This window comes from Paracoccus albicereus (assembly GCF_024359525.1).
In the GTDB taxonomy this organism is placed as follows: domain Bacteria; phylum Pseudomonadota; class Alphaproteobacteria; order Rhodobacterales; family Rhodobacteraceae; genus Paracoccus; species Paracoccus albicereus.
In genome coordinates this window covers 271,196-296,475 of the sequence record NZ_JAKZEU010000001.1, presented here as the reverse complement: position 1 = coordinate 296,475, position 25,280 = coordinate 271,196, and the positions used below count along the sequence as shown (strand labels likewise).

Annotated in this window: 30 protein-coding genes; 13 read left to right on the top strand and 17 right to left on the bottom strand. The window is 64.7% G+C overall.

Annotation, left to right across the window (positions count from 1 at the left end):
* Window positions 1-94: 94 nt before the first annotated feature.
* From rfbC to rfbA, 4 genes are read left to right on the top strand one after another with little or no spacing between them, the layout of a single operon-like run.
* Window positions 95-655 (top strand): dTDP-4-dehydrorhamnose 3,5-epimerase, encoded by a 561-nt coding sequence (rfbC, locus tag MLD63_RS01570; protein ID WP_255328478.1) that lies wholly within the window; start codon window positions 95-97, stop codon window positions 653-655.
* A complete protein-coding gene (gene rfbB / locus MLD63_RS01565; RefSeq protein WP_255328084.1) occupies window positions 652-1,689 on the top strand; it encodes a dTDP-glucose 4,6-dehydratase in 1,038 nt (345 codons plus the stop codon). The genes rfbC and rfbB overlap by 4 nt, the downstream gene beginning before the upstream one ends.
* A complete protein-coding gene (gene rfbD, locus MLD63_RS01560) occupies window positions 1,689-2,546 on the top strand; it encodes a dTDP-4-dehydrorhamnose reductase (protein WP_255328082.1) in 858 nt (285 codons plus the stop codon). The genes rfbB and rfbD overlap by 1 nt, the downstream gene beginning before the upstream one ends.
* Complete coding sequence (gene rfbA, locus MLD63_RS01555; protein ID WP_255328081.1) at window positions 2,543-3,424, top strand: glucose-1-phosphate thymidylyltransferase RfbA; 882 nt, start codon at window positions 2,543-2,545, stop codon at window positions 3,422-3,424. Before rfbD ends, rfbA begins: the two co-directional genes overlap by 4 nt.
* 1 nt (window position 3,425) lies before the next feature.
* Here rfbA and MLD63_RS01550 read toward each other — a convergent pair whose 3' ends face one another.
* The 10 genes from MLD63_RS01550 to MLD63_RS01505 all read right to left on the bottom strand — a co-directional run bounded on the left by MLD63_RS01550 (window position 3,426) and on the right by MLD63_RS01505 (window position 9,043).
* Window positions 3,426-4,358 (bottom strand): glycosyltransferase, encoded by a 933-nt coding sequence (locus MLD63_RS01550; RefSeq protein WP_255328080.1) that lies wholly within the window; start codon window positions 4,356-4,358, stop codon window positions 3,426-3,428.
* A gap of 77 nt (window positions 4,359-4,435) precedes the next feature.
* Window positions 4,436-4,999: a flagellar basal body-associated FliL family protein gene (locus MLD63_RS01545; protein ID WP_255328079.1), complete on the bottom strand. Its 564-nt coding sequence runs from the start codon at window positions 4,997-4,999 to the stop codon at window positions 4,436-4,438.
* Window positions 5,000-5,009: 10 nt separating this feature from the next.
* Window positions 5,010-5,735, bottom strand: a complete 726-nt coding sequence (gene flgH, locus MLD63_RS01540; RefSeq protein ID WP_255328078.1) for a flagellar basal body L-ring protein FlgH — start codon at window positions 5,733-5,735, stop codon at window positions 5,010-5,012.
* A gap of 15 nt (window positions 5,736-5,750) precedes the next feature.
* A complete protein-coding gene (gene flgA, locus MLD63_RS01535; RefSeq protein WP_255328077.1) occupies window positions 5,751-6,170 on the bottom strand; it encodes a flagellar basal body P-ring formation chaperone FlgA in 420 nt (139 codons plus the stop codon).
* Window positions 6,167-6,952, bottom strand: coding sequence for a flagellar basal-body rod protein FlgG (gene flgG / locus MLD63_RS01530; protein WP_255328076.1), 786 nt, complete (start codon window positions 6,950-6,952; stop codon window positions 6,167-6,169). Before flgG ends, flgA begins: the two co-directional genes overlap by 4 nt.
* Before the next feature lie 12 nt (window positions 6,953-6,964).
* On the bottom strand, window positions 6,965-7,681 hold the full coding sequence (locus MLD63_RS01525) for a flagellar hook-basal body complex protein (RefSeq protein ID WP_255328075.1): 717 nt from the start codon (window positions 7,679-7,681) through the stop codon (window positions 6,965-6,967).
* A 3-nt stretch (window positions 7,682-7,684) separates the two neighbouring features.
* Window positions 7,685-7,951 carry a flagellar biosynthetic protein FliQ gene (locus MLD63_RS01520; RefSeq protein ID WP_255328073.1) on the bottom strand — a complete coding sequence of 89 codons (267 nt, stop codon included), beginning with the start codon at window positions 7,949-7,951 and terminating at the stop codon, window positions 7,685-7,687.
* Between the two features lie 8 nt (window positions 7,952-7,959).
* Entirely contained in the window at window positions 7,960-8,235 is a 276-nt protein-coding gene (fliE, locus tag MLD63_RS01515) for a flagellar hook-basal body complex protein FliE (RefSeq protein ID WP_255328072.1), read from the bottom strand.
* Window positions 8,236-8,246: 11 nt separating this feature from the next.
* A complete protein-coding gene (gene flgC / locus MLD63_RS01510) occupies window positions 8,247-8,639 on the bottom strand; it encodes a flagellar basal body rod protein FlgC (RefSeq protein WP_255328071.1) in 393 nt (130 codons plus the stop codon).
* A gap of 11 nt (window positions 8,640-8,650) precedes the next feature.
* Window positions 8,651-9,043, bottom strand: a complete 393-nt coding sequence (locus MLD63_RS01505) for a FlgB family protein (RefSeq protein ID WP_255328070.1) — start codon at window positions 9,041-9,043, stop codon at window positions 8,651-8,653.
* 98 nt (window positions 9,044-9,141) lie between these two features.
* Here MLD63_RS01505 and MLD63_RS01500 point away from each other — a divergent pair, with 98 nt between their 5' ends.
* A complete protein-coding gene (locus MLD63_RS01500) occupies window positions 9,142-10,503 on the top strand; it encodes a FliI/YscN family ATPase (RefSeq protein WP_255328069.1) in 1,362 nt (453 codons plus the stop codon).
* A gap of 82 nt (window positions 10,504-10,585) precedes the next feature.
* Window positions 10,586-11,317: a Crp/Fnr family transcriptional regulator gene (locus MLD63_RS01495; RefSeq protein WP_255328068.1), complete on the top strand. Its 732-nt coding sequence runs from the start codon at window positions 10,586-10,588 to the stop codon at window positions 11,315-11,317.
* A 3-nt stretch (window positions 11,318-11,320) separates the two neighbouring features.
* Here MLD63_RS01495 and MLD63_RS01490 read toward each other — a convergent pair whose 3' ends face one another.
* The 3 genes from MLD63_RS01490 to hutC form a co-directional block, all read right to left on the bottom strand.
* Window positions 11,321-12,328 carry an extensin family protein gene (locus MLD63_RS01490; RefSeq protein ID WP_255328067.1) on the bottom strand — a complete coding sequence of 336 codons (1,008 nt, stop codon included), beginning with the start codon at window positions 12,326-12,328 and terminating at the stop codon, window positions 11,321-11,323.
* Entirely contained in the window at window positions 12,328-13,755 is a 1,428-nt protein-coding gene (locus MLD63_RS01485; protein ID WP_255328066.1) for a L,D-transpeptidase family protein, read from the bottom strand. The genes MLD63_RS01490 and MLD63_RS01485 overlap by 1 nt, the downstream gene beginning before the upstream one ends.
* Before the next feature lie 116 nt (window positions 13,756-13,871).
* Window positions 13,872-14,558 (bottom strand): histidine utilization transcriptional repressor HutC, encoded by a 687-nt coding sequence (gene hutC, locus MLD63_RS01480; RefSeq protein ID WP_255328065.1) that lies wholly within the window; start codon window positions 14,556-14,558, stop codon window positions 13,872-13,874.
* Between the two features lie 273 nt (window positions 14,559-14,831).
* Between hutC and MLD63_RS01475 the strand changes: the two genes are divergently transcribed.
* From MLD63_RS01475 to MLD63_RS01455, 5 genes are all read left to right on the top strand, one after another.
* Complete coding sequence (locus MLD63_RS01475; protein WP_255328064.1) at window positions 14,832-16,046, top strand: MFS transporter; 1,215 nt, start codon at window positions 14,832-14,834, stop codon at window positions 16,044-16,046.
* A 581-nt stretch (window positions 16,047-16,627) separates the two neighbouring features.
* Complete coding sequence (locus tag MLD63_RS01470) at window positions 16,628-17,107, top strand: ureidoglycolate lyase (RefSeq protein ID WP_255328063.1); 480 nt, start codon at window positions 16,628-16,630, stop codon at window positions 17,105-17,107.
* Window positions 17,104-17,736, top strand: a complete 633-nt coding sequence (gene rnhB / locus MLD63_RS01465; protein ID WP_255328062.1) for a ribonuclease HII — start codon at window positions 17,104-17,106, stop codon at window positions 17,734-17,736. The genes MLD63_RS01470 and rnhB overlap by 4 nt, the downstream gene beginning before the upstream one ends.
* Before the next feature lie 85 nt (window positions 17,737-17,821).
* The gene (locus MLD63_RS01460; protein WP_255328061.1) at window positions 17,822-18,940 is read left to right on the top strand and encodes a site-specific DNA-methyltransferase; all 1,119 of its coding nucleotides are present in this window, start codon (window positions 17,822-17,824) and stop codon (window positions 18,938-18,940) included.
* 442 nt (window positions 18,941-19,382) lie between these two features.
* Window positions 19,383-19,865: a hypothetical protein gene (locus tag MLD63_RS01455; protein WP_255328060.1), complete on the top strand. Its 483-nt coding sequence runs from the start codon at window positions 19,383-19,385 to the stop codon at window positions 19,863-19,865.
* 61 nt (window positions 19,866-19,926) lie between these two features.
* On the opposite strand, the gene MLD63_RS01450 is transcribed toward MLD63_RS01455, so the two are convergent.
* From MLD63_RS01450 to efp, 3 genes are all read right to left on the bottom strand, one after another.
* Complete coding sequence (locus MLD63_RS01450) at window positions 19,927-21,063, bottom strand: alkane 1-monooxygenase (protein WP_255328059.1); 1,137 nt, start codon at window positions 21,061-21,063, stop codon at window positions 19,927-19,929.
* A 32-nt stretch (window positions 21,064-21,095) separates the two neighbouring features.
* Window positions 21,096-22,025: a class I SAM-dependent methyltransferase gene (locus MLD63_RS01445; RefSeq protein ID WP_255328058.1), complete on the bottom strand. Its 930-nt coding sequence runs from the start codon at window positions 22,023-22,025 to the stop codon at window positions 21,096-21,098.
* Between the two features lie 89 nt (window positions 22,026-22,114).
* Complete coding sequence (gene efp, locus MLD63_RS01440) at window positions 22,115-22,678, bottom strand: elongation factor P (protein WP_255328057.1); 564 nt, start codon at window positions 22,676-22,678, stop codon at window positions 22,115-22,117.
* A 343-nt stretch (window positions 22,679-23,021) separates the two neighbouring features.
* On the opposite strand from efp, the gene MLD63_RS01435 reads away from it, so the two are divergent.
* The gene (locus MLD63_RS01435) at window positions 23,022-23,345 is read left to right on the top strand and encodes a DUF6280 family protein (protein WP_255328056.1); all 324 of its coding nucleotides are present in this window, start codon (window positions 23,022-23,024) and stop codon (window positions 23,343-23,345) included.
* A gap of 83 nt (window positions 23,346-23,428) precedes the next feature.
* Here the strand turns inward: MLD63_RS01435 and MLD63_RS01430 are convergent, their stop codons facing one another.
* Window positions 23,429-23,836, bottom strand: coding sequence for a metallopeptidase family protein (locus MLD63_RS01430; RefSeq protein WP_255328055.1), 408 nt, complete (start codon window positions 23,834-23,836; stop codon window positions 23,429-23,431).
* 78 nt (window positions 23,837-23,914) lie between these two features.
* Here MLD63_RS01430 and gltX point away from each other — a divergent pair, with 78 nt between their 5' ends.
* The gene (gene gltX, locus MLD63_RS01425) at window positions 23,915-25,240 is read left to right on the top strand and encodes a glutamate--tRNA ligase (RefSeq protein WP_255328054.1); all 1,326 of its coding nucleotides are present in this window, start codon (window positions 23,915-23,917) and stop codon (window positions 25,238-25,240) included.
* The last annotated feature ends 40 nt before the right edge of the window (window positions 25,241-25,280 follow it).

Below are 25,280 nucleotides of genomic sequence, written 5' to 3'. Positions count from 1 at the left end.
ATGCCGCCGAGCTGCGTCGCCAGTGCCACGGGGGGTGACAGTGGCGGGCCGAATTCGTATATCGTGCCGGCCTGACCGAAGAGTGATCCCGAAGATGCAGATAGAAGCGACGGCGATACCCGACGTGGTCGTCATCACCCCGAAACGCCACGGCGATGCGCGCGGCTTCTTCTCGGAAAGCTGGAATCGCAAGGCGCTGAGCGAGGCGGGGGTGGAACTGCCTGAATTCGTTCAGGACAACCATTCGTTGTCGACCGCGGTCGGCACGCTGCGGGGCCTTCACTACCAGGCGCCGCCCCATGCGCAGGGCAAGCTGGTACGCTGTGGGCGTGGCGCGCTTTACGATGTCGCCGTCGATGCGCGCCGTGGCAGCCCGACATACGGGCAATGGGTCGGCGAGGAACTGAGCTTCGAGAACGGGCGCCAGCTGTGGGTGCCGGCGGGGTTCCTGCACGGTTTCGTGACGCGCGAGCCCGACACGGAAATCATCTACAAATGTACCGACCACTACAATCAGGCGGCTGACGGGGCGGTGCGCTGGGATTCGCTCGGCATCGACTGGGGCGTCGAGTCGCCTCAGCTTTCGGACAAGGACCGCAAAGCGCCGGCATTTGCCGAATGGACCTCTCCCTTCGATACCGGGGATGCCGCATGAAACTTCTGGTGACGGGCGGCGCGGGCTTCATCGGCTCTGCGGTGGTCAGGCTTGCGGTCGAACGCGGACATGAAGTGGTGAATGTCGACGCGCTGACCTATGCGGCGAACCTTCAGAACGTGGCGGGCGCGGCGGGAAGCAACCTCTACAGTTTCGAAGAATGCGACATCCGCAACCGTGAGGCGCTAGATCGGGTCTTTGCCTTGCACAAGCCCGACGCGGTGATGCATCTGGCCGCCGAAAGCCATGTTGATCGATCGATCGACGGCCCCGGCGCCTTCATAGAGACGAACATCACCGGCACCTACAACATGCTGGAAGCCGCCCGAGCCTACTGGGTCGAGGCCGGCAAGCCCGATCATTTCCGTTTCCACCACATCTCGACCGACGAAGTGTTCGGCAGCCTCGGCGAAACCGGAAAGTTCACCGAGGATACGCCCTACGATCCGCGCAGCCCCTATTCGGCCAGCAAAGCGGGCAGCGACCATCTTGTCCGCGCCTGGCACGAGACCTACGGCCTGCCGGTCGTTCTGACAAATTGCTCCAACAACTACGGCCCTTACCATTTCCCGGAAAAGCTGGTCCCGGTGGTGATCCTGAAGGCGCTGTCGGGTCAGCCAATTCCGGTTTATGGCGACGGCGGCAATGTCCGTGACTGGCTGTATGTCGAAGATCATGCCGACGCGTTGCTGCTGGTCCTGGGAAAGGGGCAGGTCGGCCGCAGCTACAATATCGGTGGCGAGAATGAGGCGACGAATATCGACCTTGTCCGCACGATCTGCGCCCACATGGACGATCTGCACCCCGAAGGCGCGCCACACGCCGATCTGATTTCCTTCGTCACGGATCGTCCCGGCCATGACAGGCGTTATGCGATCGACCCGACGCGCATCCGCGAGGAACTGGGCTGGCGGCCCTCGGTGACGGTCGAAGAAGGGCTGCGGCGCACAGTGGAATGGTATCTCGCGAACCGCGACTGGTGGCAGCCGCTGCTGGCGCGGGACGGCGTTGGAAAACGGTTGGGAGCGGGTTGATGCAAGGACTTCTGGTATTCGGCAAGACCGGGCAGGTGGCCCGCGAATTGCAGCGGCTGGCGCCCGACGCGGACTATGCCGACCGCGAGCGCGCGGATCTGGCACGGCCGATGGATTGCGCGGCGCTGATCCGCGACGTGAAGCCGCGTCTGGTCATCAATGCCGCGGCCTTCACTGCGGTCGACAAGGCCGAGGACGATGAAGAGACGGCCCGTCTCGCCAACACGGAATCGCCCGCCGCGATGGCCGAGGAATGTGCCGAACTGTCGATCCCGTTTCTGACCGTTTCGACCGACTACGTGTTCGACGGATCGGGCGACCGACCTTGGCGCGAGGACGACGAGACCGGACCGTTGGGCATCTACGGGTCCAGCAAGCGCGACGGCGAAGCGGCCGTGGCCGAGGCGGGCGGTCAATCCGCGATCCTGCGCACGTCCTGGGTTTTTTCGGCCCACGGTTCGAATTTCGTCAAGACGATGCTGCGACTCGGCGCGGAAAAGGACGGCATCAACGTCGTCGCCGACCAGATCGGTGGCCCGACGCCTGCCGCTGCGATCGCGCGGGCGTTGCTGACGATGGGCGAGCAGATGATCGGGGACAGCGACAAGCGCGGCCTCTACCACTTCGCCGGCGGCCCCGAGACAAGCTGGGCGGGTTTTGCACGCGAGATCTTCGCGCAGGCCGGTGTGTCGTGTGACGTCAACGAGATCCCTACTGCGGACTATCCTACGCCTGCGCAGCGACCGCTGAACTCGCGGCTGGATTGCAGCCGGATCGAGGCTGATTTCGGCATCGCACGCCCGGACTGGAATGCCGGTCTTGCCGACGTCCTCGCCGAATTGAAGGATAGCGAATGAGCAAGGGGACAGGGCGCAAGGGCATCATCCTTGCCGGCGGGTCGGGCACGCGGCTGTACCCGATCACGATGGGCGTCTCGAAGCAGCTTCTGCCCGTCTACGACAAGCCGATGATCTATTATCCGGTCTCGGTGCTGATGCTCGCGGGCATCCGCGACATCGCAATCATCACCACGCCCGAGGATCAGAGCCAGTTTCAGCGTCTGCTGGGCGATGGCTCGCAATGGGGTCTGCATTTCGAGTGGATCGTGCAGCCCTCGCCCGACGGGCTGGCGCAAGCCTACCTTCTGGCCGAGGATTTTCTGGCCGGGGCGCCGTCGGCGATGGTGCTGGGCGACAACATCTTCTTCGGCCACGGCCTGAGCGAGTTGCTTGCGGCGGCCGACGCGAAGCCCGATGGCGGGACCGTGTTCGGCTATCGCGTGGTCGACCCCGAACGCTATGGCGTGGTGGATTTCGCGGACGACGGCAAGGTCCGCGCGATCGTGGAAAAGCCGTCGGTTCCGCCCTCACAATACGCGGTGACCGGGCTTTATTTCCTGGACGGCACCGCCTCGCGCCGCGCGGCAGAGGTGCAACCGTCCGAGCGCGGCGAACTGGAGATCACCTCGCTTCTGGAAAGCTATCTCGGGGACGGATCGCTGACGGTCGAGCGGATGGGGCGCGGATTCGCGTGGCTGGACACCGGCACGCATGGCAGCCTGCTGGATGCCGGCAACTTCGTGCGGACGCTGGAAAAGCGGCAGGGTCTGCAGACGGGCTGTCCGGACGAGATCGCGTTCGAGCAAGGGTGGATCGACGCGGACCAGCTGCGCGCGCGGGCGAAGACCTTCGCCAAGAACGATTACGGCACCTATCTGCTGCGGTTGCTGGGCTGATTCAGCCGCGCTGACGCAGTCGGCCCGCTGCGGCGGCAAGGTAGAGGGCGGCTGTCCCTGCCGCTTCGTGACGATAGAGCCCGAGCTGCGCGAAGCCCGCGGCGGCTTTGGGTCCGGACGCCGCAAGCAGCGATTGGAGGTGGGCGGTGATGTCGCGCGCCTCGGGTGTCAGCAGGTCGTCCGCGCCCTGAAGCGCGTTCACATTGGCCCGCATCCAGCGGCCGAAATCGCCGTCGAACAGCATCCCGAGCCGCTTGACCTTCGCCCGCCAGGTATCGTTGCGACCCATCTCGTTGCCACCATGCTGCCTGTATAAAAGCACCGGCTGGTCGTCCTTGAGAATGCTGCCGCCCGAAGCGGCGATCAGCTGATAGGCCCACCAATCATGGGAAACGACATCCGCTCGCCGCGCCGCACCGGCACCTGCACGCAGGATCGCGGCCGCGGACGGACTGAAGACGCTGGTATTTCCCGCCGTGCAGGCCTGAACCAGAGCGTTCCGCAATCCGAACGGACGGGTGAACCGCGGCGATGGTCCAAGAGGCTTCAGGTCAGGGCCGGCGATGATCGTGCGCGCCGAATAATGCGCCGCGCCCGCCCCATGTGAGGCCAGCGCGGAAGCGGCACGAGCCAGCTTGTCCCTCAGCCAGACATCGTCCTGATCGCAGAAGGCGAGGGCACAGCCTTCGGGTGCGGCGTCGACCAGATGCAGGAAATTGGCCGTCGCGCCCGCCCGGGGACCGTCGATCCGCCGCACGCGGCCGCCGGGCTGTGAGGCGGCGAAGGCGTCGACGATCTTGCGGCTGTCGTCGTCCGAACCGTCATCGCCGACGATCAAGGACCAGTCCTGGTGATCCTGCGCAGCGATGCTGTCCAGCTGTGCCTGCATGTGGCGGGCGCCGTTGTAGACGGCCATCAGGATGACGATCGGCATGTGCGGCATCGAAGAACCCGTCCCGTGATCGGCTCTTCGTAGTCGTCCGGCACGGTCGAGGGCAATCCCCGCAGGGATCAGCCCTCTTTCCGGGCGATATCCTCGATCAGCACGGCGTCGACACCGTCGCCCCCGGCTGAACGCGCGGCTGCCAGAAGCGCGTCGCGCAGCTTTCTCAACTGACCTTCCGATGTGTAATTGCCGTCGAAACCACCGGTATTGGCGTGGATGATCAACTGGCGCAGCATCGCGTCGCGCAAGCGATGTTCCAAGGCTTCGACCCCGGACAGCGCCTCGCCCGGCGTCTCCAGTGTCAGCGTCAGGATCATGGTGTAGTCGGTGTTGCCGTTGCGCACGACGGGCACGAAGAACTGACTCGGGAAGTTGAACCAGGCGACGGCGCCGCTTCCGGCCTCGCCGTGTCCGCCACCATGCATATCCGCCTTCGCGGTCTTCACCGGTGCTGCAGCCGGCTCGGCGTCGTGGCCGCCTGCCTCTGCCTCGGTCGCATGACCTTCTGCCGTCACCTCACCATGACCCCCGTCAATCACGGTTTCATCGCCACGGAGCATCGCGCCGCCGGCCGAGCCGCCAAGGAAGGCGGCGACCGGCAGCACGAGGAACAGGATCTTTCCGATCATCGCGCCGACCTCAGAACGGCAACAGGATGTCGGCGACCTGCTGGCCGTAGCGCGGCTGCTGGACATCGGTGATCTGACCCCGGCCACCATAGGAAATTCGGGCGCCCGCGATGCGGTCATACTCGATCTCGTTCTGTCGGCTGACGTCCGAGGGACGCACGAAGCCCGATACGGTCAGTTCGCGAACCTCAAAATTGACCCGTACCTCCTGCGTGCCCTGGATGTGCAGGACGCCATTCGGTAGCCGATCCAGCACCGTCGCCGCGACGCGCAGCGTGACCTTGTCGCGCCGCGCGATGTTGCCGCTGCCCTTGAAGGTCGAAGAGGCGTCGGCCTCCATCAGTTCGGCCATGCTCGCGCCTTCGGGTAGCTTGCGGTCCAGGCGTTGCGGGATGCCCGCCATCGCCGGGATGCCGGCGTTTTCCTTCGCGTTCCGCGACCGGCCCGAAGAATTCGAAATCTCTGCGCGGTCGTCGATCTCGATCACCACCGTCAGGATGTCGCCGCGGCTGGTCGCGCGGCGATCGCCCACCAGAGAGCTTTGCGAGGTTTCCCACAGCGAAGCCGCGGCTTCGGGACGGGCGCTGTCGGGGATCAGGTTCAGCTCGGGATTGGTCATGGCGAGGAACTCCTCCGTTTCGCGCGGCGGCGTCATGTCGGGCGCGCGCCCGACATTGGCGGCACGCGAACAGGCACCGAGCGCAAGGCAGAGGCAAAGGATGTGTATGGGCTTCATGGGTGATCCGTTCGTTCAGTTCGGCACGGTGACGGTGCCGTCGGGGTTGACCTGTGCCTCGATCGTGCTGCGCGAGGCGGTGTTCATGACGCGAAGCCGGTCGCCGGCGGCACCTTCGCCAAGCGCGCGACCCTCGGCCTCGATCTGCAAAGGGCCGGCGCGATAGATCAGGCGCACGATCTGGTTGCGCGAGACCAGGACCGGCGCGCGCAGTTGCGCGGGCAGGACCCGGCGGCCTTCGTAGATGGTGACACGCGTCTGCAGACCGACCATCGCGACGGCTTCGGCCAGCGGCGCGGGGGTGCCGGCTTCGGCCACCAGATCCTCGGGCGCGATGACGGTGCCGGCAGGCAACGTGCGTGCAGCGGCGTATCCGCCCGCCTGCGCCACTCCCGGCAGCAGGCAGACTGCAATGAGTGCGATCATCCGCATCATCGCACCTGCACCGTGGCGCCCATCATCTGATCAGCGGCGGTGATGACCTTGGCGTTCAGCTCGTATCCGCGCTGCGCCTTGATCAGCTCGGTGATCTCACGAACCGCGTCGACCGAGCTGTCTTCCAGATAACCCTGACGCAGGGTGCCCAGCCCCTCGATCCCGGGCGTGTTCACCTGTGCAGGTCCCGAGGCAGGCGTTTCGAGGAACAGGTTCGAGCCGACCGCCTCCAGCCCCTTCTCGTTGGTGAAACCGGCGAGCGTGATCTGGCCCAGCATCTCGGGTTCGACCTGATCGGTGAAATAGGCATAGACCTCGCCCGATCCGTTGATCGAGATCGAACGCGCGTCGTCGGGAAGCGTGATCCCCGGCGCGACCGGGTAGCCGTCGGACGTCACGATCAGCCCGTCGGGCGAGCGTTTTAGCCCGCCGTCGCGGGTATAAGCTGAAATGCCGGATGGCAGTGCGACTTCGAGATAGCCGAAACCGTCGATCGCCACGTCCAGATCGCCGCCCGTATTGGCAAGCGAGCCCTGCGCGAGGTTGATGGTCACGGCGGTCGGGCGCACGCCAAGGCCAAGTTGCACGCCTGCGGGCACCACGGTTCCATCGGATGCCGTAAGGCTGCCCGGGCGTGTCGCCTGCTGGTAGTGCAGATCGGCGAATTCGGCGCGCCGGGCGTTGTAGCCGGTGGTCGACATGTTCGCGAGGTTGTTGGAAATCACCTCGACGCGGGTCTGCTGGGCGCTCATGCCGGTGGCGGCGATCTGAAGGGCTCTCATCGGGCGAACTCCTTAACGGCTCATGGAAGAGATGACCGAGCGGATCCGCTGATCCTCGCGGTCAAGGAAGGTCTGGCCCAGTTCGTAGGCGCGCTGGACCTCGATCATGCGGCTGATCTCGAAGACCGGATCGACGTTCGATTCTTCCAGGAAACCCTGACGGACGCGCGGATTCTCGATCGCCTCGGGCTGGGTCTCGAAGGCGAAGGTGGTGCCGCCGTCATGAGTGATCTGCTCGCCCGGCGGCTCGGCGAAGACGCCGACCTGAGCGATGGGCTGGCCTTCGGCCGACAAGGTTCCGTCCGGTCCTATCGAAATCGGACCCAGCCCTGCCGGCACCACGACCGGCGCACCGCCGCCATCCAGCAAGCGGTGGCCATCCGCGTTCATCAGCTCGCCCTCGGCCGACGGCATGAACGCACCCGCGCGGGTCAGTCGGTCGCCATCGGGTGTCGCGACCATGAAGAAGCCCTCGCCCTCGATGGCCAGATCGTAGGCGCCGTTGGTCTGGGACAGGACGCCCTGGTGCAGGTCGATCATCCGGCCGCGGGCATCGGCCATCGAGAGCGTGTCGCCACGACGATCAAGCGCGGTCAGATGTTCCGCGAAGATCACGCCCTCGCGCCGGTAACCGGTCGTGTTGGCGTTGGCGATGTTGTTGGCGACCACGCGCATCTCGCGCATCAGTCCGGACTGGCGCGTCAGCGACGCGTAGATGGCGTTGTCCATGGCTCAGCCTCCGGCGATCAGCGGAATGATCTGACCGGTGTAGAAATCGGCCAGGGCGGTGGTCATGAAGCTCATCGAGACCCAGAAGACGATCAGCATCAGCCCGATCTTTGGCACGAAGGTCAGCGTCATTTCCTGCACCGAGGTCAGCGCCTGGAAAAGACCGATGATCACGCCGGCAACCAGGGCGACGAACAGAAGCGGGGCCGAGATGCGCACCGAGATCATCAGCGCCTGGCGCAGCATGTCGAAGAGGACAGCTTCCTGCATCGCCCGCCTCAGACCGGCATCCGCAGGATTTCCTGGTAAGCTTCGACGACCTTGTCCCGGATCGAGACCACAGCTTCCAGCGCCAGCTTGGTTTCGGAGATCTGGGTGACCAGATCATGGGTCGCGGTGGCGCCAGTCATGGCTCCCGTGGAGACCTGGTCCGCCTGCGCCATGACCTTGGCGAACCCGTCCACCGCGGCACCCAGATCGGGGCCGCCCTCGGACGGGGCGACCGCACGGCGGGCGGTGGCATAGGCGTTGGCGGCATTTACCGATGTAATCATCTGAAATCCTTTCAGCGACGAAGCAGATCGATGAGCGCGCTGCCCATCTGGCGGGATTGTTCGAAGACGCGGAGATTGGCCTCATAGCTTCGCGCGGCTTCGCGTGAATCGGCGATCTCCATCACCAGATCGACGTTCGAGCCGAGGTAGTAGCCGGTCTCGTCGGCCATCGGATGACTGGGATCGTAAATCTGAGGCAGCGCGGTCTGGTCGAGCATCGTGCGAGAGACCTGAACGCCGCCGGTGGGGCGGCCGTATTCGACCTGGCTCTCGAAGGCGACCAGCTTGCGGCGATAGCCGGGCGTATCGACATTGGCGATGTTTTCGGAGACGCGGCGCAGGCGTTCGCTCTGCGCCTTCATGCCGGAAGCGGCAAGCTGGGTGGCGGTGACGGGGTCGCTCATCACGGTTCTCCTCAGGCCCGGCGGCCAAGGCTGGTGCGCAGGATGTCGAGCCCGTTGCGATAGACGGCGAGCGCGAGGTCCTGTTCGCGCTTCACATCGGCCATCTTCACCATCTCATCCTCGATCGAGACGGCATTGCCGTTGGGCGAGGCGCCGGTCGCGTCCTCGACGAACTGGGTGCGGGACACGACCCAGCCGGGATCGCTCATGTGGCGCGGGTCGGTCGCCCGCATCTGGAAGCGGGCGGGGTCGCTGCGATAGCTTTCGGTGAAGCCCCGAACATCGGCGGCCGCGTATCCGGGCGTGTCCGCATTCGCGATATTGCGCGCCACGATCCGCTGCCGCTCGGCCGCGTGGTTCGTCATGGCCTTGGCCATCCGCAGCGTTTCGATTCTGTCAAACATGAGGCTTCTCCTCCGTTTCGATAAACCCGGTCTTAACCTCGATTGGTTTAAAAACCGTTTCGTGGAACCGGGATTTCGCGGAGCAGGAGGTTCGGGATTTGGATAAAGTTGAATCAGTCACCCATCGTATCGGCCAAGTACGCTTCGCCAGCCATCATGGTGAGGTACAGACGATCCGTGCCGGCCTGATCAGCGTCAGCGGCCTGAACGCGCACGCATCGGTCGGCGATCGCGTCGCCATCGCGATGCCTTCGGGGACCGTCGGGGGCGAGATTGTGGGCCTGTCACAGCGCCACGCGCAGATCTTGCCCGAAGGCCATGTCGAGGGGCTGTCGATCGGGGCCGAGGTCACGCTGGAATATGCGCCAGCTATCGCGCCTTGCGATTTTTGGATCGGCCGGATCATAGACCCTCTGGGCCGCCCGCTGGACGGCAGACCCCTGCGGCAAGGCATCGTCAGACGGCCCTTCCGCCCCGACGCGCCGCCGGCAGTTCGCCGCAAGCGGTTGGGCGCGCGGCTCGATACGGGGTTTGCAGTCTTCGATACGATGCTGCCGCTGGTGCGCGGTCAGCGGATCGGCCTTTTCGCCGGCTCGGGCGTGGGCAAGTCGACGCTGCTGTCCGGCCTCGCACGCGGGGTTCAGGCGGATGTCGTGGTGATCGCGATGATCGGCGAACGGGGGCGCGAGCTTCGCGAATTCGTGGAGCGGACGCTGGGACCTGAGGGGATGGCTCGGGCGGTTGTGGTCGCCGCGACATCCGACCTGTCACCCTTGATTCGGCGTCGCTGTGCCTGGGCCGCGATGAGCGTGGCGGAGCATTTTCGCGACCAGGGCAAGCACGTCCTATTTCTCGCCGACTCGATCACCCGATTCGCCGAGGCTCATCGGGAAATTGCGCTCTCCGCAGGAGAGGCCGCCAGCTATCGCGGCTTTCCTCCCTCGGTCTCGAACCTGATCATGGCGCTTGCCGAACGCTCGGGGCCGGGGCTGGAGGGGACGGGGGATATCACCGGCATCTTCAGCGTTCTGGTAGCCGGATCGGACATGGACGAGCCGATTGCGGACATCCTGCGGGGCGTGCTGGATGGTCACGTGGTGCTGGACCGGACGATCGCCGAACGCGGACGTTTTCCGGCGATCGACGTCGTCCGCTCCGTCTCTCGCGCGTTGCCTCACGCGGCAAGCGAGGCCGAGAATGCGCTGATCGGTCGCGCGCGCGCCGCGATGGGTGCCTATGCCGAATCGGAGCTGATGATCCGTGCCGGTCTCTACGCGCCCGGCGCGGATCAGGCGCTGGACGAGGCGGTCCGACTGTGGCCGCATCTCGATACTTTTGTCAGCCGAAGGACCTCTGACGCCTCGGCGAGCTTCGCGGCCTTGGGTGATGCCTTGCGTGGCCTGCCGCAAACGGCCGCGACACGGCGCGCCGTTTCGACGAAGCAGGCGGCAAGTCATTGATCTAAGTTAGCCTCGCGGTTGTTGCCAGACAGCGGTATCTTTTGATTTAACAAGGCTCTGCCGCTGTCGGGTTGGGGGAAAAATGGCGATCAGCGAATACTTCATCCGCTATCTTCAGCGGCGTGACACGCTGTCGGACCGCGATCTCGCCCGACTTCGCGCGATGAAGACCGAACAGGTCAGCTACGCACCCGGCGAGACGATCGTCCCGATCAACCGTGTGACTGAACGCAGTTGCCTGATGCTGCGTGGCATGTCCGCGCGGTCGCATCCGCTGGCCGGGCGCCCCGAGGATCGGGTCATCACCGCATTGCACGTTCCCGGCGACTTCGTGGATCTGCACGGCTTCGTTCTGGCGGGATTGGAACATTCGGTCGTGGCTCTTGGTCCGGCCGAGGTTGAATTCGTCAGCCATGCGGAACTGGTCGAGGTGACCGAGAATTTTCCGCGTCTGACCCGGCTCTTGTGGATGGCGACGCTGATCGACGCCGCGGTGCATCGGCAGTGGTTGGTGGCTGCGGCATCGTTGCGATCCAGCGCGCATCTCGCTCATCTTCTGTGCGAGCTTTACACGCGGTTGAACCTGGTCGGGGCGGCAGACAAGCTGCGCTTCACCCTGCCGCTGCTGCAGCGCGAACTGGCTGACATCCTTGGCTATTCGCCGATCCACATCAACCGGGCCGTGCGTGATCTGCGCGATCGTCGTCTGATCCGATGGACCGGGACCGAGGTCGAGATCATCGACTGGCCCGGTCTGGTCAAGCTGGCGCGCTTCGATCCTTCCTATCTCGACATCGAGCGGGTCAATCGCTGAGCGTCATTCGCAAAGACGCCAACCGCCGTTCCGCGCCGCGATGTCCAGATGCAGATGATCGTCATGCGCCTCGTTGGAACCGGGGCCAAGGACGGTGGTGAAGAACAGGCAGGCGCTGCCGCGCACGGCGCGCTGGAACGCTTCCGCCATGTCGCCGCTTTCGGCGCGCGGGGTGACGACCAGCGGCTCGCCCTGCTCGAACGCAAAGGCCATGATGTCGATGGCGTTGCCAAGCGCATGCTCCGACAGTTTCGGTGCTTCCGCTCCGGTGCCGACGCGCCCGCGACAATCGTAGGTGCTGCCGAGCTGCAAGCCGGTCAGACGCGGCGAATCCGGCAGGCGGCGGGCGGCGGGCAGAACGAAGTCACGAGTCCATTCGGCCAGGGCGAGCGCCGTCTCGCAGCGCATCGGCGCGCCACCTTCCAGGGTGATGCCGCCGCGCAGCGTCTCGACCTGTAGTGGACGAGCGATGCCGCAGTCGCGGTCTTCGGGGTCAGTGATCGGTTCGATCTCCGTATACCCCACCCCCAGACGGTCGATCTTGCGCAAACAGGCAGCGTAGTCCGCGTCGCTTTCGCGCAACGTCGCGGGGATCGAGGGTGTCGCCGGCACCGAGCCGCCCTGAGCCAAGGCCAAGGGCGCTTCGGTCGGCAGCGTCAGCTGGGAGCCCAGCGACAAGGGCGACGGCTGGGCGGGCAAAGGGGGAACTGCCGGACTGTCATCGTCTGCCACCGGCTCTTCCGGCGTTTCCGGCGTTTCCGGCGCCGCGGGTGGTGGCGCCGCCTCGGACTCCTCTGGTCTGACGGGCGGTCTTGCGTCGTCGACACGGCTCGCGGGTGCTGCCTCGGGTGCGGGCGCGGAAACGGTGTCTGGCGCGGCTTCGGGCCGGTCCGGCAGCGGCTCTTCGACGGTCGGCGGTCGGTCTGCCGGCGGTTCCTGTGCGACGGCGGCGGTCAGGCCCAGTGCGCCGACGACAATCCAGACGACAAACGCGGGGGCCCGCGCGCGCATCAGTACTGAGCCTCGGGAACAGAGCCGTCGGGCAGATTGCGCAAGGCGTTGTTCAGCGCATCAAGCAGCGGGTCGTTCGTGAGATCGGCAGGGTCGGTATCGATCTCGGTCGTGTCCTCGATCACATTGCCTGCGGGGCCGACCGTCTGATCCGGCAGCGGGACGACACCGGGATTCGGTGTGCCTTCGCCGCCATCGGCGGGCAGGGGTGTGATGTTGCCGGGCAAGGGGACTGCGGTGACCGCGCCTGGATCGGGCAGCGAAGGGGTGTTCAGCGTTGCGTCTGCCAGCGTCCCATCATCGGCCGGCACGCCGGTCTCGGCCGCAGCCGTTGCGGCACTGGGCGCATAACCGGTCACGTCCGCGATGGTCACGCCGGGATTGAGGAATTCGACCCGTGTGACGCCAGGCTTGACCATCTTTGCCAGCTCCTGTGCGTCCCAGTTTGTCAGCCGCACGCAGCCGTTCGACTGGTTGCGGAACAATTGCGAGGGCGTCGGCGTGCCGTGGATCCCGTAGGTCGGCTTGCTGAGGTCGATCCACACAGAACCCACCGGACCGTTGGGCCCGGGTGGGATGGTCAGAACCTTGTCGTTTTCGCCCTGCTTGAAGTTGACGTTGGGGTTGTAGGTGTAGTTCGGATTGAACGCGGTGGTGACGACCACATGATCGCCCGTGGGCGAAGGCGTCGCGTCGGATCCGATGGTCGCTGGATAGTCGACCAGCATCTCTCCGTCGGCACTGTAGCCCGCAACGCGCCGCGTCGCTTTGTCCACGATGATGCGCGCGACCTCTCCCTTGAGGGGGGCCGAGGGGGCCATCACCTTGATCGTGACCCCCGGCGCCAGCGTCACGCCGGGATTCAGCACACCGATGAACTTTTCATCCATGTGGAACCGCTCGCCCAGCTTTTCGGCGATGCTGGTATAGCCCAATTCCTCCATCTGAGCCTTCTCGGCGTAGTCGACGGGTATGGAATCGACCAGTCCTTGCGCGTCGGCCTCGGTGATCGTGTAATCCTGCGTGACCGGGCTTGCCGCGTAGGGCAACAACAGATCCCAGACCTGCTGGTCCAAGCGGCCGTCCATCGGCAGGCGGGCGCGACGTTCGAACGCCATGATCGCGCTTTCGCTCATCCCGCCCTTGAAACCGTCCACGACGCCGGGCGACGTCCCGGAGCGGTCCAGCATGATCTGCACCTTGGCGGTCAGCGCCGACCGGCCTGACGGAAGGTCCTGTCCGGTGAAGGTCGCGGCCTCGATATCTGCCGCACTGAAGACCTCATCGATCGGCGCAGGTGCAGTCGTCGTCGCAGGCGCGGCTGCGGCGGGCACGGTGCCGATGGGAGCGATCGCCTGCGCAAGACCCGCAGCAGGCAGGAACGCCGGGCAAGCCGCGAAAACAAGGGAAAAGGTGCGCAGATTCATCGAACTCTCCGTCAGTCTTGACGTGAGAATCCCCGTTTCGGTGTGACGGCGCCAGCCCCATCGCGGCAGAGCCTGCTCACAATTCGGTCAGGTCGGCGGCGCAGTCGTGCAGCGGATCAGTCTTCGGACACCAGCCGATGACCGGGACCGTAGAATTGCCGCGCGAAAGACACCGGCACCAGATCGGACCAACTGATCCGCTCGATCGCGAGGACCGGGGTGCCGGGCCGCACGTCGAGGCTGCGGGCGCAATCGCCCGTCGCGCCTTCGGCGAGAATCGTGAACTGTCCCTGCGTCAGCGCGACGTTGCGGCCCAGCCATTCATGCGGTGGTTCGCGTTCAAGGTCACGCCGATCGATGTCGGGCAGGACGGCCGGGTTCAGCCAGACCACTTCGCAGCAATGGGTGCGGTTGTCGGCGAAGTGCTGGGTCTTGACGGACAGGACAGGGTCGCCCTGTCGAACCTGAAGCGCATCGGCGACGTGGCTAGGGGCGGGCAGCGTCTCGAACCGCGTCATCTCATAGCGGTAATGGGCCCCCATCGCCTGGATCTCGTGCCGGATGACTGACATTTCCAGCGTCGTGCGGCGCGACGGCGTCGTTGCGACGCGGGTCCCGACCTTGCGCCGGCGCTCGACGATGCCGCTGTCGGCCAGATCGCGAAGCGCGCGGTTGACGGTCGCGCGGGCGCAACCAAGCTCACGAGCAAGCTCATGCTCGGTCGGTATCAATCCACCTGGTGCCCATTCGCCGGACCTGATCCGCGCCAGAACCTCGGCGCGGACCGATTGCCAGGTGTTCATCCGCTTCCTTGCGGCATCGGCTTGAACACCACGAAGAGGGCGTGGGATCGCCTGTCCGTCAACTTTCACAATCGTCTCAATCGTTACAAACACATATATGCAAACTATATCGCCTGCGACAGGTTGGGAAAGCTGTCCTTAAAGTCAATTAAACCTGCCAATAGCGGGAAAACCGGCGCCGTTCCGCCGCTTCGGACGGGTTTTCTGAGCCATTCCCAATCTGCTTGATGACTGCTAGGTCCTTGGACATCGCAACGCGGTCGGGGGCTGCAGATGAGCGCCGGGGCAGGGCGGATCCAGGGGTCGACACCAAGCGCATCGGGCAGCGGGACGACCGCGTGGACGGTGCTGGCGGCAATCAGTCTTTGCCACCTGATCAACGACGTGATGCAATCGATGCTGGCCGCGATCTATCCGCTGCTGCAGATCGAATTCGCGCTGAGCTACAAACAGATCGGGCTTCTGACGCTGGCCTTCCAGCTGACGGCGGCGCTGCTTCAGCCGCTGATAGGGATGGCAACCGACCGCCGCCCGCAGCCGCGCTCGCTGGCTTTCGGCATGGGTATGACGATGCTGGGCGTGCTGCTGCTGGCACATGCCGGCAATTACGGCGCACTGCTGGCGGGGGCGATGTTGATCGGGCTGGGTTCAGCCGTCTTCCACCCCGAAAGTTCGCGCGTGGCTAGGATCGCCTCGGGCGGGCGTTTCGGGACCGCACAATCGGTGTTCCAGTTGGGCGGAAATCTGGGGCAGGCGTCGGGGCCGCTGCTCGCTGCGTTCATCGTCGTACCCTTCGGCCGTCCGGCCGTCACCTTCTTCGCCGCAGCGGCGGCCTTGGGCGCAGTGATGCTGTACCGTGTCGGGGCCTGGGCCGAAGGTCGCCGCCGCGCGACCAGCGTGTCGCACCGGACCGGCGCGACGCTGCCCCGGGGTGTCATCATCCGCACGATCGTCGTTCTCGCCGCGTTGGTTTTCACGAAGCAGGTCTACACCGCGGCGATGACCAGCTATTTCACCTTCTACGCGATCGAGACCTTCGGCCTTGGCCCCCAGGGTGGACAGATCATGCTGTTCCTCTTCCTCGCCGGCATGGCGATTGGGGTCATGGCGGGCGGGATCGTCGGCGACCGCATCGGCGCCCGTCGGGTGATCTGGGTGTCGATCCTCGGCGTGCTGCCCTTTTCGCTGGCGCTGCCGCATGTCGGGCTGATCGCCACGGGCGTGCTGGCTGTCGTGATCGGGATCATCCTCGCTTCGGCCCTGCCCGCGATTATCGTCTTCGCGCAGGAGCTTGTGCCGGGCCGCACCGGGCTGGTCGCGGGTCTGTTCTTCGGCTTCACCTTCGGCATGGGCGGAATTGCCGCCGCGATGTTGGGCGTTCTGGCCGATGCGCGCGGTATCGAGTTCGTGTTCCTTCTGTGCTCGTTCATGCCGGTGCTCGGCATCCTGACATGGTTCCTGCCGCGTGATGCGGCGACAGGCGGATGATTCCGTCGTCCCCGCCGGTCGGCGTGCAGAAATCCCCAACGCGGAAATTCTTTCATATCACCCCGGACTGGTGCGGCGAGGCTCGGGTCACGCAACTGTTCCGGCTGAATCGCCATTCATCGGCCTGGGGTCGCAGCCTGCCGTGTCTCGGGGGTCGCAAGCCAGTTCGGCGCCCTGAAGGGTGCGCCTGTCGGGCCACCGATCCTATGCGACAACAGGCGTGAGGGCGCGCGCAATGCGGTCCTGTGGCCACTGCCGGGGTTTCACGCGATCGGCCTTCCGGGCTTTGCGACCACCCAGATACCGGACCACACGTCGTGGGAGCACAAGGCGGACCGCCTGGTCTTTGGGAGGTCTATTATTCCGGCCGGTTTCCACCGTGAAAGCACTACATTCCGATCCAGCGCTTCGCGCCCGACCTGGCCGAGAAGCTCGATTGGGCACGGGCGCATCCCGACCGGTGTCAGGCCATGTCGCGGGCAGCGCGCGCCGAGATCGCGCTGCTGGCCGATCGCGATCTGCAGCGACAGATCATGACGCGGGTTCTCGACGGCATTCGGGAGGCGGTATAAGGTCGCGCCATGACCAACATCCGCGCCCTTCCGATCACACCCGAAGCCTTTCAGCCCTTTGGCGAGGTGCTGATGCCGAAGGCCGCGCCCGACAAGCTGATCAATGCGGGTCGATGCGAGCGGCACCACGCCTTGGCGACCGTCGAGCGCGGCGATGGCGAGGCGATCCTGTCGATCTTTCGCAGCGAAGCGATCAGCCTGCCTTACGATTGCACCCTGCTGGAACGGCATCCACTCGGTTCGCAGGCCTTCATGCCACTCGGCGCCGATCCCTGGCTGTCGGTGGTCGCGCATGACGATGACGGCCGTCCCGGCCAGCCGCTTGCCTTTCTGGTGCCGGCGGGCGTGGGCGTGAACCTGCGCGCGGGTGTGTGGCATGGCGTGCTGACGCCGCTCGACAACGCTGCCGATTTCCTGGTGGTGGATCGCGAGGGCGAGGGCGTGAACCTTGAGGAAGTCACCATCGCACCGGTGACGATCACCGCATGAACGGCCCCGACGGCAGTTTCGAGATGGCGGCCTTGGCCCGCGGTGCGCGGCGTGTTGCCGGCGTCGATGAGGTCGGGCGTGGTCCGCTGGCCGGACCGGTGACGGCTGCGGCGGTTGTGCTGGATTTGTCGAACCTGCCCGAGGGTCTGGACGACTCGAAAAAGCTGACCGCTGCGCGGCGCGAGGTCTTGGCCGACTGGGTGATGACACGCTGCGACTGGTCGGTCGCACATGTCCCGGTCGAGGATATCGACCGGCTGAACATCTACCACGCGGCGCATCTGGCGATGTGTCTCGCCATCGCCGGGCTGCGCACTCCGCCTTGTCACGTCCTTGTCGATGGCAATCGGGTCCCGCGCGATCTGCGTGTGTCGGCCGAGGCGGTGATCGGCGGCGATGCCCGCTGCCTGACGATCGCCGCAGCCTCTATCGTGGCCAAGGTGTTGCGCGATCGCATCATGGTGGATTTGGCGCAACAGCACCCCGGCTACGGTTGGGAAGTGAACGCAGGCTATCCGACGCCCGCCCATAAGCGGGCCCTGCTGGATTTCGGCCTGACCCCTCACCATAGGCGATCATTCAAGCCCGTCCACAACATCTTGTGTCGAGATGAAATCGCAAGTGCTTGATTCAATAAAGAAATTGACGGCGAATCCGCTCTGACTCATGATTTATCCACAGACCGGCACAAGACCGGCCAATGTGGGCAGAGTGATGACGACGACGAAGGACGAGCGGACGACGGTGCCGCTTCCGCTGAACCGGATCCTGGCCGGTGACTGCATCGAAGAAATGAGGGCGTTGCCGGAAGGCAGCATCGACCTGATCTTCGCCGATCCCCCTTACAACCTGCAGCTTCGTGGCGAATTGCATCGTCCCGACAACAGCCGGGTCGATGCGGTCGATGATCACTGGGACCAGTTCGCGGGTTTCGCGGCCTATGACACCTTCACCCGCGACTGGCTGGCGGCGGCGCGTCGGCTGCTGAAACCCGATGGGGCGATCTGGGTGATCGGGTCCTATCACAATATTTTCCGCGTCGGCGCCGAATTGCAGAACCAGGGGTTCTGGATCCTGAACGACGTGGTCTGGCGCAAGTCGAACCCGATGCCGAATTTCCGCGGCAAGCGTTTGACCAATGCGCATGAGACGATGATCTGGGCCGGCAAGTCCGAGAAGTCGAAATACACCTTCAACTACGAGGCGCTGAAGTCGCTGAACGAAGGCGTGCAGATGCGCTCGGACTGGGTGATCCCGCTTTGCACCGGCGGTGAGCGTCTGAAGGATGCGGCGGGGGAAAAGGCGCATCCGACCCAGAAGCCCGAAGCGCTGCTGCACCGCGTGCTGGTCGGCACGACCAACCCGGGCGACGTGGTGCTGGACCCGTTCTTCGGCACCGGCACGACGGGTGCGGTCGCGAAGATGTTGGGTCGTGATTTCATAGGGATAGAGCGCGAGGCGTCCTATCGCGAGGTTGCCGAGAAGCGATTGGCCAAGGTGCGCAAGTTCGACGCCGAAGGCCTGGCCACGACGCGGGCCAAGCGGGCCGAGCCGCGCGTCCCCTTCGGTCAGGTGATCGAGCGCGGGATGCTGCGTCCGGGCGAGGAACTGTATTCGCTGGGCAGCCGCCACAAGGCCAAGGTCCGCGCCGACGGCAGCCTGATCGGCAACGACGTGCGCGGTTCGATCCATCAGGTCGGCGCCGCGCTGGAAGGCGCGCCGTCCTGCAATGGCTGGACCTACTGGCACTTCAAGCGAGAGGGCAAGATGGTCCCGATCGACATCCTGCGCCAGCAGATCCGGGCCGAGATGGACGACACCCGCCCCAACTGAGATTTCCCGGTTCGCCAGAGTTCCGCAGCCCGCCGCGCGATGCCGCGGCGGCCGCCGGAACCGCCTTGCCCCGCCGTCCGATGGATGGCGGGGTTTTTTCGTTAACTTTTGGGACGCGCATCAAGCGCACGGTGGGTGCGCAACAGCGCAACACCGTAAGGCGTCACAAACCCAGCAAATGCTGGCTGGGACGCATCACAGCCCGTACACCGCGCGTACACAGGCTGTACACAACCTGTACACAGGCTGCGAACGTGCGGTTAGGGGGCTGTTAGGCATTGTTGCGTGTTTCGGACGGCGGCCTTGAGCCCAACTTGCGCCTGCTCTGCAGTTCAACGAATGTCGACCTTTGACAGATCAACGACACCGGCCGCATCAATATTTTGGGAGCAACGTCAAGATGGTAGAGATTGGCCCTCTAGCGCTGACAGTAGTGGTTGGGATGTCTGGCAGCTCGGCTGTTGCGCAAGACGGTCTGGGACAGGCATGGGTGGAGGCCATGAATGCCTGCGAAATGCTGATTTCCGATCAGTCATTCAGCGGTTTTCAAGGTTATACCAATTCGCAGTCGATCCTGAATGTCGAGCCTCGGCTCGAACGCGGCTTTCGCCACCCTGAATTTGAAGTGAATGCAAGCGCGATCTCCGACGGCTCCGAATGGTTCTTCTGCCAGGTCACGGGCGAAACCGAGGCTAATCAGTTCTCAACCTTAGGGACCATTATTGGAACACTCGCTGGTCAAATAACAAAACACGGCGATTATTCCCTAATGTTTGAAGATGAGAAGTATTTTCCGCCAGGCCGTATCATTTGCCGGGGCGGGGGGAAACTTACCTTGGTTTTTACACACTACGGTGAAGGAAAAGGCTTGAGAGTCGCTGCAACAAACATGCTACCAAACGGCGGAATTAGTCCCTGCAAGTAAGGGCAGACATTCGAAGTCGATTTCGAAACGGCAGCAAGGTGCGGAACGCAAACACGCCCCCTCACAGCGCCCCCCGCGGCATCGGTATTTCGCCGCTATTGTAGGGACCCCAATCCTCGATCTCGGGGTAGAATTGCCGTCGCCATGCCCGCACGCGGGGGTTCATCCGGCGGCGCCAGAGGGGCGGGGCCATGGCGAGGAAGGTCATTGCCGGATAGCCCAACGGCAGTTGCGGGGCCTCGTCCTCGGTATAGGTCTGCAACAACGGGTAGCGGCGGTCGGGCTTGACGTGATGGTCGGAATGGCGCTGCAGGTTGATCAAGAGCCAGTTCGTAGCGCGATGGGCCGCGTTCCAGGAATGGCGCGGCTTGATGTGTTCGTAGCGGCCTTCGCCCAGATGCTTTCGGGAAAGGCCGTAATGCTCGACGTAGTTGGTCAGCTCCAGCTGCCAGATGGCGACGAAGGCCTGCAGCAGGAACAGCGCGACACCCTGCCAGCCGCCGATCAGGGCGGCGGCGAGCAGCATCGCGGCTTGCAGCGCGGCGTAGCGCCAGAACGGGTTGCGCGGGTCGGTGGGGCGTCGTTTGGCCCGCGCCAGCAGGCCGCGTTCCGCGCGCCAGGCGCTGCGCGGTCCTTCCGTCAGGACCCGCAGGAAAAAGCGATGGAAGCCTTCATTGTAGCGGGCCGAAACGGCGTCGCGCGGCGTCGCGACCCAGGAATGATGCACCAGCAGATGCTCGCTGCGGAAATGGCTATAGAGGACTGAGGCCAGCAGCAGGTCACCGAGCCAGCGTTCCAGCGGCGTTTTCTGGTGCAGCAGTTCGTGGGCGTAGACCATGCCTATGGTGCCGGTCGCGACGCCGATGCCGAAGAAAAGCCCGAATTTTTCCCATCCCGACAGATGGCCGGGCAACGCGGCCGCCCACAATGCGGCGAGCAGAAGGACAAGCTGCACCGGCACCCAGATTATGGTGATGGCGCGGTGCCAGAACAGCGCCTGGGTCGAGACCTCGGTCGGAGGATTGGCCGTGCTTTCGCCCAGCACCGCGTCGAGACCGGTCACCAGATACCACGCGTAGAGCGGCATCAGGACCCACCACCAGCCGCCGAGCGTCATCGCGAGGATCGCAAGCGGGACCATGCCCAGCGACATCCAGAAGGGCAGCGCTGAGGGAACGGGGGAAGCGGATTCGCTCATCCCGCCAGTCTAGGTCCGCGCCCGTGGCCAGATCAATCCGCGGTTGCAATCCGGGCGGGGTCACGACGCTTGCCAGGCGCGCGCGGTGACGGGGCCTTGCGAAGGATCGCCACGAATTCGACTCGTCCTTCCGGCGTCTCATGCACCCGTTCGACCGCGAAGGGCGAATAGCCGGTTTCGTGCAGCGTCGAAAGGATCTCGGCGAAGCTTTGCGGGGTGAAACGCCAGGCGTGGGCGTCGATATATTCACCCTGATGATTGTCGAAATAATCGATCGCCGCGGCGATCCGCCGCGTCATGCCGGCGCGGTAGCCGGGATTTTCATGATCGCCCGCCCAGTGTCGCTTGACCTCATTATGGGTCGCAAGCGCCTTGTGGTTCAGGACGGAGGAGAGAGTGTGAAGACGATTGCCGCGTGCCGCGATCGCATCGGCGACAGAGCTTTGCGGGATGAAATGGTCGAAGCAATAGCGCTTGTCTGGTACGGCGAGGACATAGAGCCCGCCATCGTGAAGCAGGCGGCCGAGATCGGTCAGATGCGCGATCAGGTCGGGCTGGTGTTCGATGCAATGCGCCGAACAGGCGGCAGCGAAGCGGCCTTCGACCACCGAAAGGTCGCCGGTGGGCGATACGAAATCGATATGAGGGACGGTGCCGGTGCGCCGCGGGTTTTCAGCAGCCTTTTCGCGCAGGCCTGCCTGATCGAGCACGTCGAAATAGGCGACATGGGGACCCTGGACCATGGGGCGGTCGAAGGGCCCGATTTCCAGGATGGGCTGCAGCCCCTCGATCGCGCGCATCAACTGTCCGCGGCCGGCAGGGAATGCCACCGCCGGATGGCGGTAGCCTTGGGGACTTGCGGCATGTTTGGCAGCGGGGGCGGGCCGCGCCGGCGTCGGCAGGGCGCGGCGCAGGGCGCGTTTCACGGCGGTCGGGATCAGATCACGGGGCGATGGTGGCAAGGTGCTCCTCCTTCAACCTTGCCATCAAGACCCTGCCCGCCGTCGTCTTGCAAGCGGATCGCGTCGCGCGTCGGCGCGATTGCCGCCGTTCAGGCCCGTTCGCTGTATTCGAAGACTTCGGTGTTCACGATGATGTCTTCGCCTTCGCCGACGAAGGGCGGGATCATGATGCGTACGCCGTTGTCGAGGATCGCGGGCTTGTAGCTGTTGGCGGCGGTCTGGCCCTTCACCACAGGCTCGGTCTCGGTCACCTTGCAGGTCACTTTCTGCGGGATCGAGACGGACAGCGCTTCGTCGCCGTAATATTCGATCGTCGCCGTCATGCCGTCCTGCAGGAACGGGCGGCGGTCACCCAGCAGATCGGCGTCGAGTTCCGTCTGTTCGAAGGTTTCGCTGTCCATGAAGACCAGCTTGCCGTCGGTTTCGTACAGGAACTGCTGATCCTTCTGGTCCAGACGGACGCGCTCGACCTTGTCCTCGGACCGGAACCGCTCGTTCAGCTTGCGGCCGTCGCGGAGGTTCTTCAGCTCGACCTGCGCGAAGGCGCCGCCCTTGCCGGGCTTGACGTGGTTGACCTTGACCGCGGCCCAGAGACCGCTGTCGTGTTCCAGCACGTTGCCGGGACGGATTTCGTTGCCGTTGATCTTGGGCATGGGAAGCACCTTGAAGAAGAAGACGATACGCGGGCCCTGAGCGGGTTGACGCGTTTTCGCGCGCACCTATATCGGCAGGGCGTGATGCTGGCAACCGAAACGCTTTTGCGGCGTTGTCAAGAACCTGTGGCAAGGTGTCGCCGCGTCATTCGCAGCGGGAATACAAGCCTTTGGCGCAGGCCATGCAAGATTTGCATAGGTGGGTTGCGGCCAAGGTGATATCGAATCGGTCAAGCGATGGGCTATGCCGGGTGCCTCGCTTGTGTAGACGCCCGGCGTTCAGGCGACAGGCTCTCGACCTGCACCGATGCGGTCGATGAGGAAGCAGGACAGGATACGAGATATGCGCGATTTTGTTGATGGCTCGGCCTTCAATTTCGAACAGGGCCAGCGGTCCCGGAAGCTGTTTGCCGCCGTCGTTCTGGCGGCGCTGGATGATGCGATCGCAGACGATAAGAAGTACGGCAACGGCCCGGACCAGATCGCCCGCTGGGCACGCTCGCGCGATGGGCGCGAAGTGTTGTCCTGCGCGGGCATCGACCCGAACGAGCGGGTCGTGAAGGGGCTGATGGAGTTCGTGTCGAAGGGCGTGCGCACCTCGGTCGCGTTGTCGCGCGAGGAAAGCGAACGTCGCATGGCCGCCGAGGAAGAGGCGGAAGCCGCATAAGGTTTTGCGGCATGCGGATCAGGGCCGTCCTTCGGGGCGGCCTTTTCGTTTGCGGTGTCAGGCGGCCGCGTTCAGCCTGACCGTCATTCCCACCAGCGGTCGATGCGGGCGATCTGTTCGTCGGTCCAGCCGAAATGATGGGCCAGTTCGTGGATGACGATGTGCTTGACCAGATCGTCCAGCGCCACGTCCCCACGCGAGGCCCATTCATCGAGGATCGGGCGGCGGAACAGCCAGATGATGTCAGGCCCGGCAGGCTGGTCAACGACGGATTTTTCCGTCACGGGAATACCGTCGTAGAGGCCGGTCAGTTCGAACGGGTCGTCGATCTGAAGTTCGTCCAGGACCTCTTCGCCCGCGAAATCCTCGATCCGGATCGCCACGTCCTGAGCATGGCCGGCGAATTCGGCCGGCAGCGTCGCCAGCGCATCGCGCGCCATCGCCAGAAAGTCGTCATTGCCGGGCGCCTCGACGCCGTTCCAGTCGCTCATCGCACAATCCCCTGTCCTGACGCCTGATATGGACAAGAACCGGCGCCTGTGAAAGAGCAAGCGCATCAGGAGTGACCCATGACCACCACCCGTTTCGCACCCTCGCCCACGGGCAACATCCATGTCGGCAACCTGCGCACGGCGCTGTTCAACCATCTGATCGCAAAGAAGGCGGGGGGCACGTTCATCCTGCGTCTCGACGATACCGATCAGGCGCGCTCGAAAGAGGAATATGTCGACGGGATCAAGCGCGACCTGGAATGGCTGGGCCTGACCTGGGACCGTGTCGAGCGGCAATCGCTGCGCCTGGACCGCTATGCGGAAGCCGCCGACCAGTTGCGCGCGGCAGGGCGCCTGTACGAGGTCTTCGAGACGCCGACCGAACTGGACCTGAAGCGCAAGAAGCAGCTGAACATGGGCAAGCCGCCGGTCTATGACCGCACCGGGCTGTCGCTGTCGGATGACGACAAGGCGCGGCTGCGGGCAGAGGGGCGCGAAGGCTATTGGCGGTTCCGGCTGGACCATGAGCGGATCGAGTGGGCCGACGGGATTCTGGGCGACATCTCGATCGACGCGGCTTCCGTCAGCGATCCGGTGCTGATCCGCGCGGACGGACAGGTGCTGTACACGTTCGCCTCGTCCGTGGATGACGCCGACATGGGCGTAACCGACATTGTGCGCGGCGCCGATCACGTGACGAACACGGCGACCCAGATCCAGATCATTCAGGCATTGGGGGCGACCCCGCCGAATTTTGCCCATCATAGCCTGCTGACCGGCGCGCAGGGTGAGGAATTGTCGAAGCGTCTTGGCACGCTGTCGATCAAGGACCTGCGCGAGGCCGGGGTCGCGCCCGAGGCGCTGCTGTCGCTGATGGCGCGGCTCGGGTCGAGCCAGCCGGTCGCACTGCGCATGAGTGTGGACGAACTGGCCGAAGGCTTCGATCTGTCGCAGTTCGGTGCCTCGCCCACCAAGTTCGACGCCGAGGACCTGTGGCCGCTGACGCGCGAGCGGAACCAGCATCTGCCCTTGTCGGCGGTGCGCGATCGGGTCGCCGCTTTGGGTGTCCCCGACGATCAGGCGGAACGGTTCTGGTCGGTGGCACGCCAGAACATCACCAAGCTGGACGATCTGGGTGATTGGTGGCGGATCATGCACGAGGGCGCCGTGCCCGAGATTGAGCCCGAGGATGCCGATTTCATCGCGCAGGCGATGACGCTGCTGCCGCCACCGCCCTATACCGACGCAACGTGGGGCGAGTGGACCAGCAAGGTGAAAGAGGCGACCGGCCGCAAGGGCAAGGGGTTGTTCATGCCGCTGCGCAAGGCGCTGACCGGACAGGCGCACGGGCCTGAGATGGCCGAGCTGATGCCGCTGTTGCAGGTGGTCCGCGCGCGGGGCTGAGGCGGAAGTGCCGGTCCTTGGCAACGCGCGGAAGACCGCG

Coding starts and splice junctions, on each gene's coding strand:
- rfbC (WP_255328478.1), top strand. CDS start 95: ATGCAGATAGAAGCGACGGCGATACCCGACGTGGTCGTCATCACCCCG.
- MLD63_RS01550 (WP_255328080.1), bottom strand. CDS start 4,358: ATGCCGATCGTCATCCTGATGGCCGTCTACAACGGCGCCCGCCACATG.
- rfbD (WP_255328082.1), top strand. CDS start 1,689: ATGCAAGGACTTCTGGTATTCGGCAAGACCGGGCAGGTGGCCCGCGAA.
- MLD63_RS01505 (WP_255328070.1), bottom strand. CDS start 9,043: ATGTTTGACAGAATCGAAACGCTGCGGATGGCCAAGGCCATGACGAAC.
- MLD63_RS01545 (WP_255328079.1), bottom strand. CDS start 4,999: ATGATCGGAAAGATCCTGTTCCTCGTGCTGCCGGTCGCCGCCTTCCTT.
- efp (WP_255328057.1), bottom strand. CDS start 22,678: ATGCCCAAGATCAACGGCAACGAAATCCGTCCCGGCAACGTGCTGGAA.
- rnhB (WP_255328062.1), top strand. CDS start 17,104: ATGAACGGCCCCGACGGCAGTTTCGAGATGGCGGCCTTGGCCCGCGGT.
- MLD63_RS01430 (WP_255328055.1), bottom strand. CDS start 23,836: ATGAGCGACTGGAACGGCGTCGAGGCGCCCGGCAATGACGACTTTCTG.
- MLD63_RS01485 (WP_255328066.1), bottom strand. CDS start 13,755: ATGAATCTGCGCACCTTTTCCCTTGTTTTCGCGGCTTGCCCGGCGTTC.
- MLD63_RS01520 (WP_255328073.1), bottom strand. CDS start 7,951: ATGCAGGAAGCTGTCCTCTTCGACATGCTGCGCCAGGCGCTGATGATC.
- MLD63_RS01460 (WP_255328061.1), top strand. CDS start 17,822: ATGACGACGACGAAGGACGAGCGGACGACGGTGCCGCTTCCGCTGAAC.
- MLD63_RS01470 (WP_255328063.1), top strand. CDS start 16,628: ATGACCAACATCCGCGCCCTTCCGATCACACCCGAAGCCTTTCAGCCC.
- MLD63_RS01435 (WP_255328056.1), top strand. CDS start 23,022: ATGCGCGATTTTGTTGATGGCTCGGCCTTCAATTTCGAACAGGGCCAG.
- flgG (WP_255328076.1), bottom strand. CDS start 6,952: ATGAGAGCCCTTCAGATCGCCGCCACCGGCATGAGCGCCCAGCAGACC.
- MLD63_RS01490 (WP_255328067.1), bottom strand. CDS start 12,328: ATGCGCGCGCGGGCCCCCGCGTTTGTCGTCTGGATTGTCGTCGGCGCA.
- rfbB (WP_255328084.1), top strand. CDS start 652: ATGAAACTTCTGGTGACGGGCGGCGCGGGCTTCATCGGCTCTGCGGTG.
- MLD63_RS01495 (WP_255328068.1), top strand. CDS start 10,586: ATGGCGATCAGCGAATACTTCATCCGCTATCTTCAGCGGCGTGACACG.
- hutC (WP_255328065.1), bottom strand. CDS start 14,558: ATGAACACCTGGCAATCGGTCCGCGCCGAGGTTCTGGCGCGGATCAGG.
- rfbA (WP_255328081.1), top strand. CDS start 2,543: ATGAGCAAGGGGACAGGGCGCAAGGGCATCATCCTTGCCGGCGGGTCG.
- fliE (WP_255328072.1), bottom strand. CDS start 8,235: ATGATTACATCGGTAAATGCCGCCAACGCCTATGCCACCGCCCGCCGT.
- gltX (WP_255328054.1), top strand. CDS start 23,915: ATGACCACCACCCGTTTCGCACCCTCGCCCACGGGCAACATCCATGTC.
- flgA (WP_255328077.1), bottom strand. CDS start 6,170: ATGATGCGGATGATCGCACTCATTGCAGTCTGCCTGCTGCCGGGAGTG.
- MLD63_RS01525 (WP_255328075.1), bottom strand. CDS start 7,681: ATGGACAACGCCATCTACGCGTCGCTGACGCGCCAGTCCGGACTGATG.
- MLD63_RS01475 (WP_255328064.1), top strand. CDS start 14,832: ATGAGCGCCGGGGCAGGGCGGATCCAGGGGTCGACACCAAGCGCATCG.
- MLD63_RS01455 (WP_255328060.1), top strand. CDS start 19,383: ATGTCTGGCAGCTCGGCTGTTGCGCAAGACGGTCTGGGACAGGCATGG.
- flgC (WP_255328071.1), bottom strand. CDS start 8,639: ATGAGCGACCCCGTCACCGCCACCCAGCTTGCCGCTTCCGGCATGAAG.
- MLD63_RS01450 (WP_255328059.1), bottom strand. CDS start 21,063: ATGAGCGAATCCGCTTCCCCCGTTCCCTCAGCGCTGCCCTTCTGGATG.
- flgH (WP_255328078.1), bottom strand. CDS start 5,735: ATGAAGCCCATACACATCCTTTGCCTCTGCCTTGCGCTCGGTGCCTGT.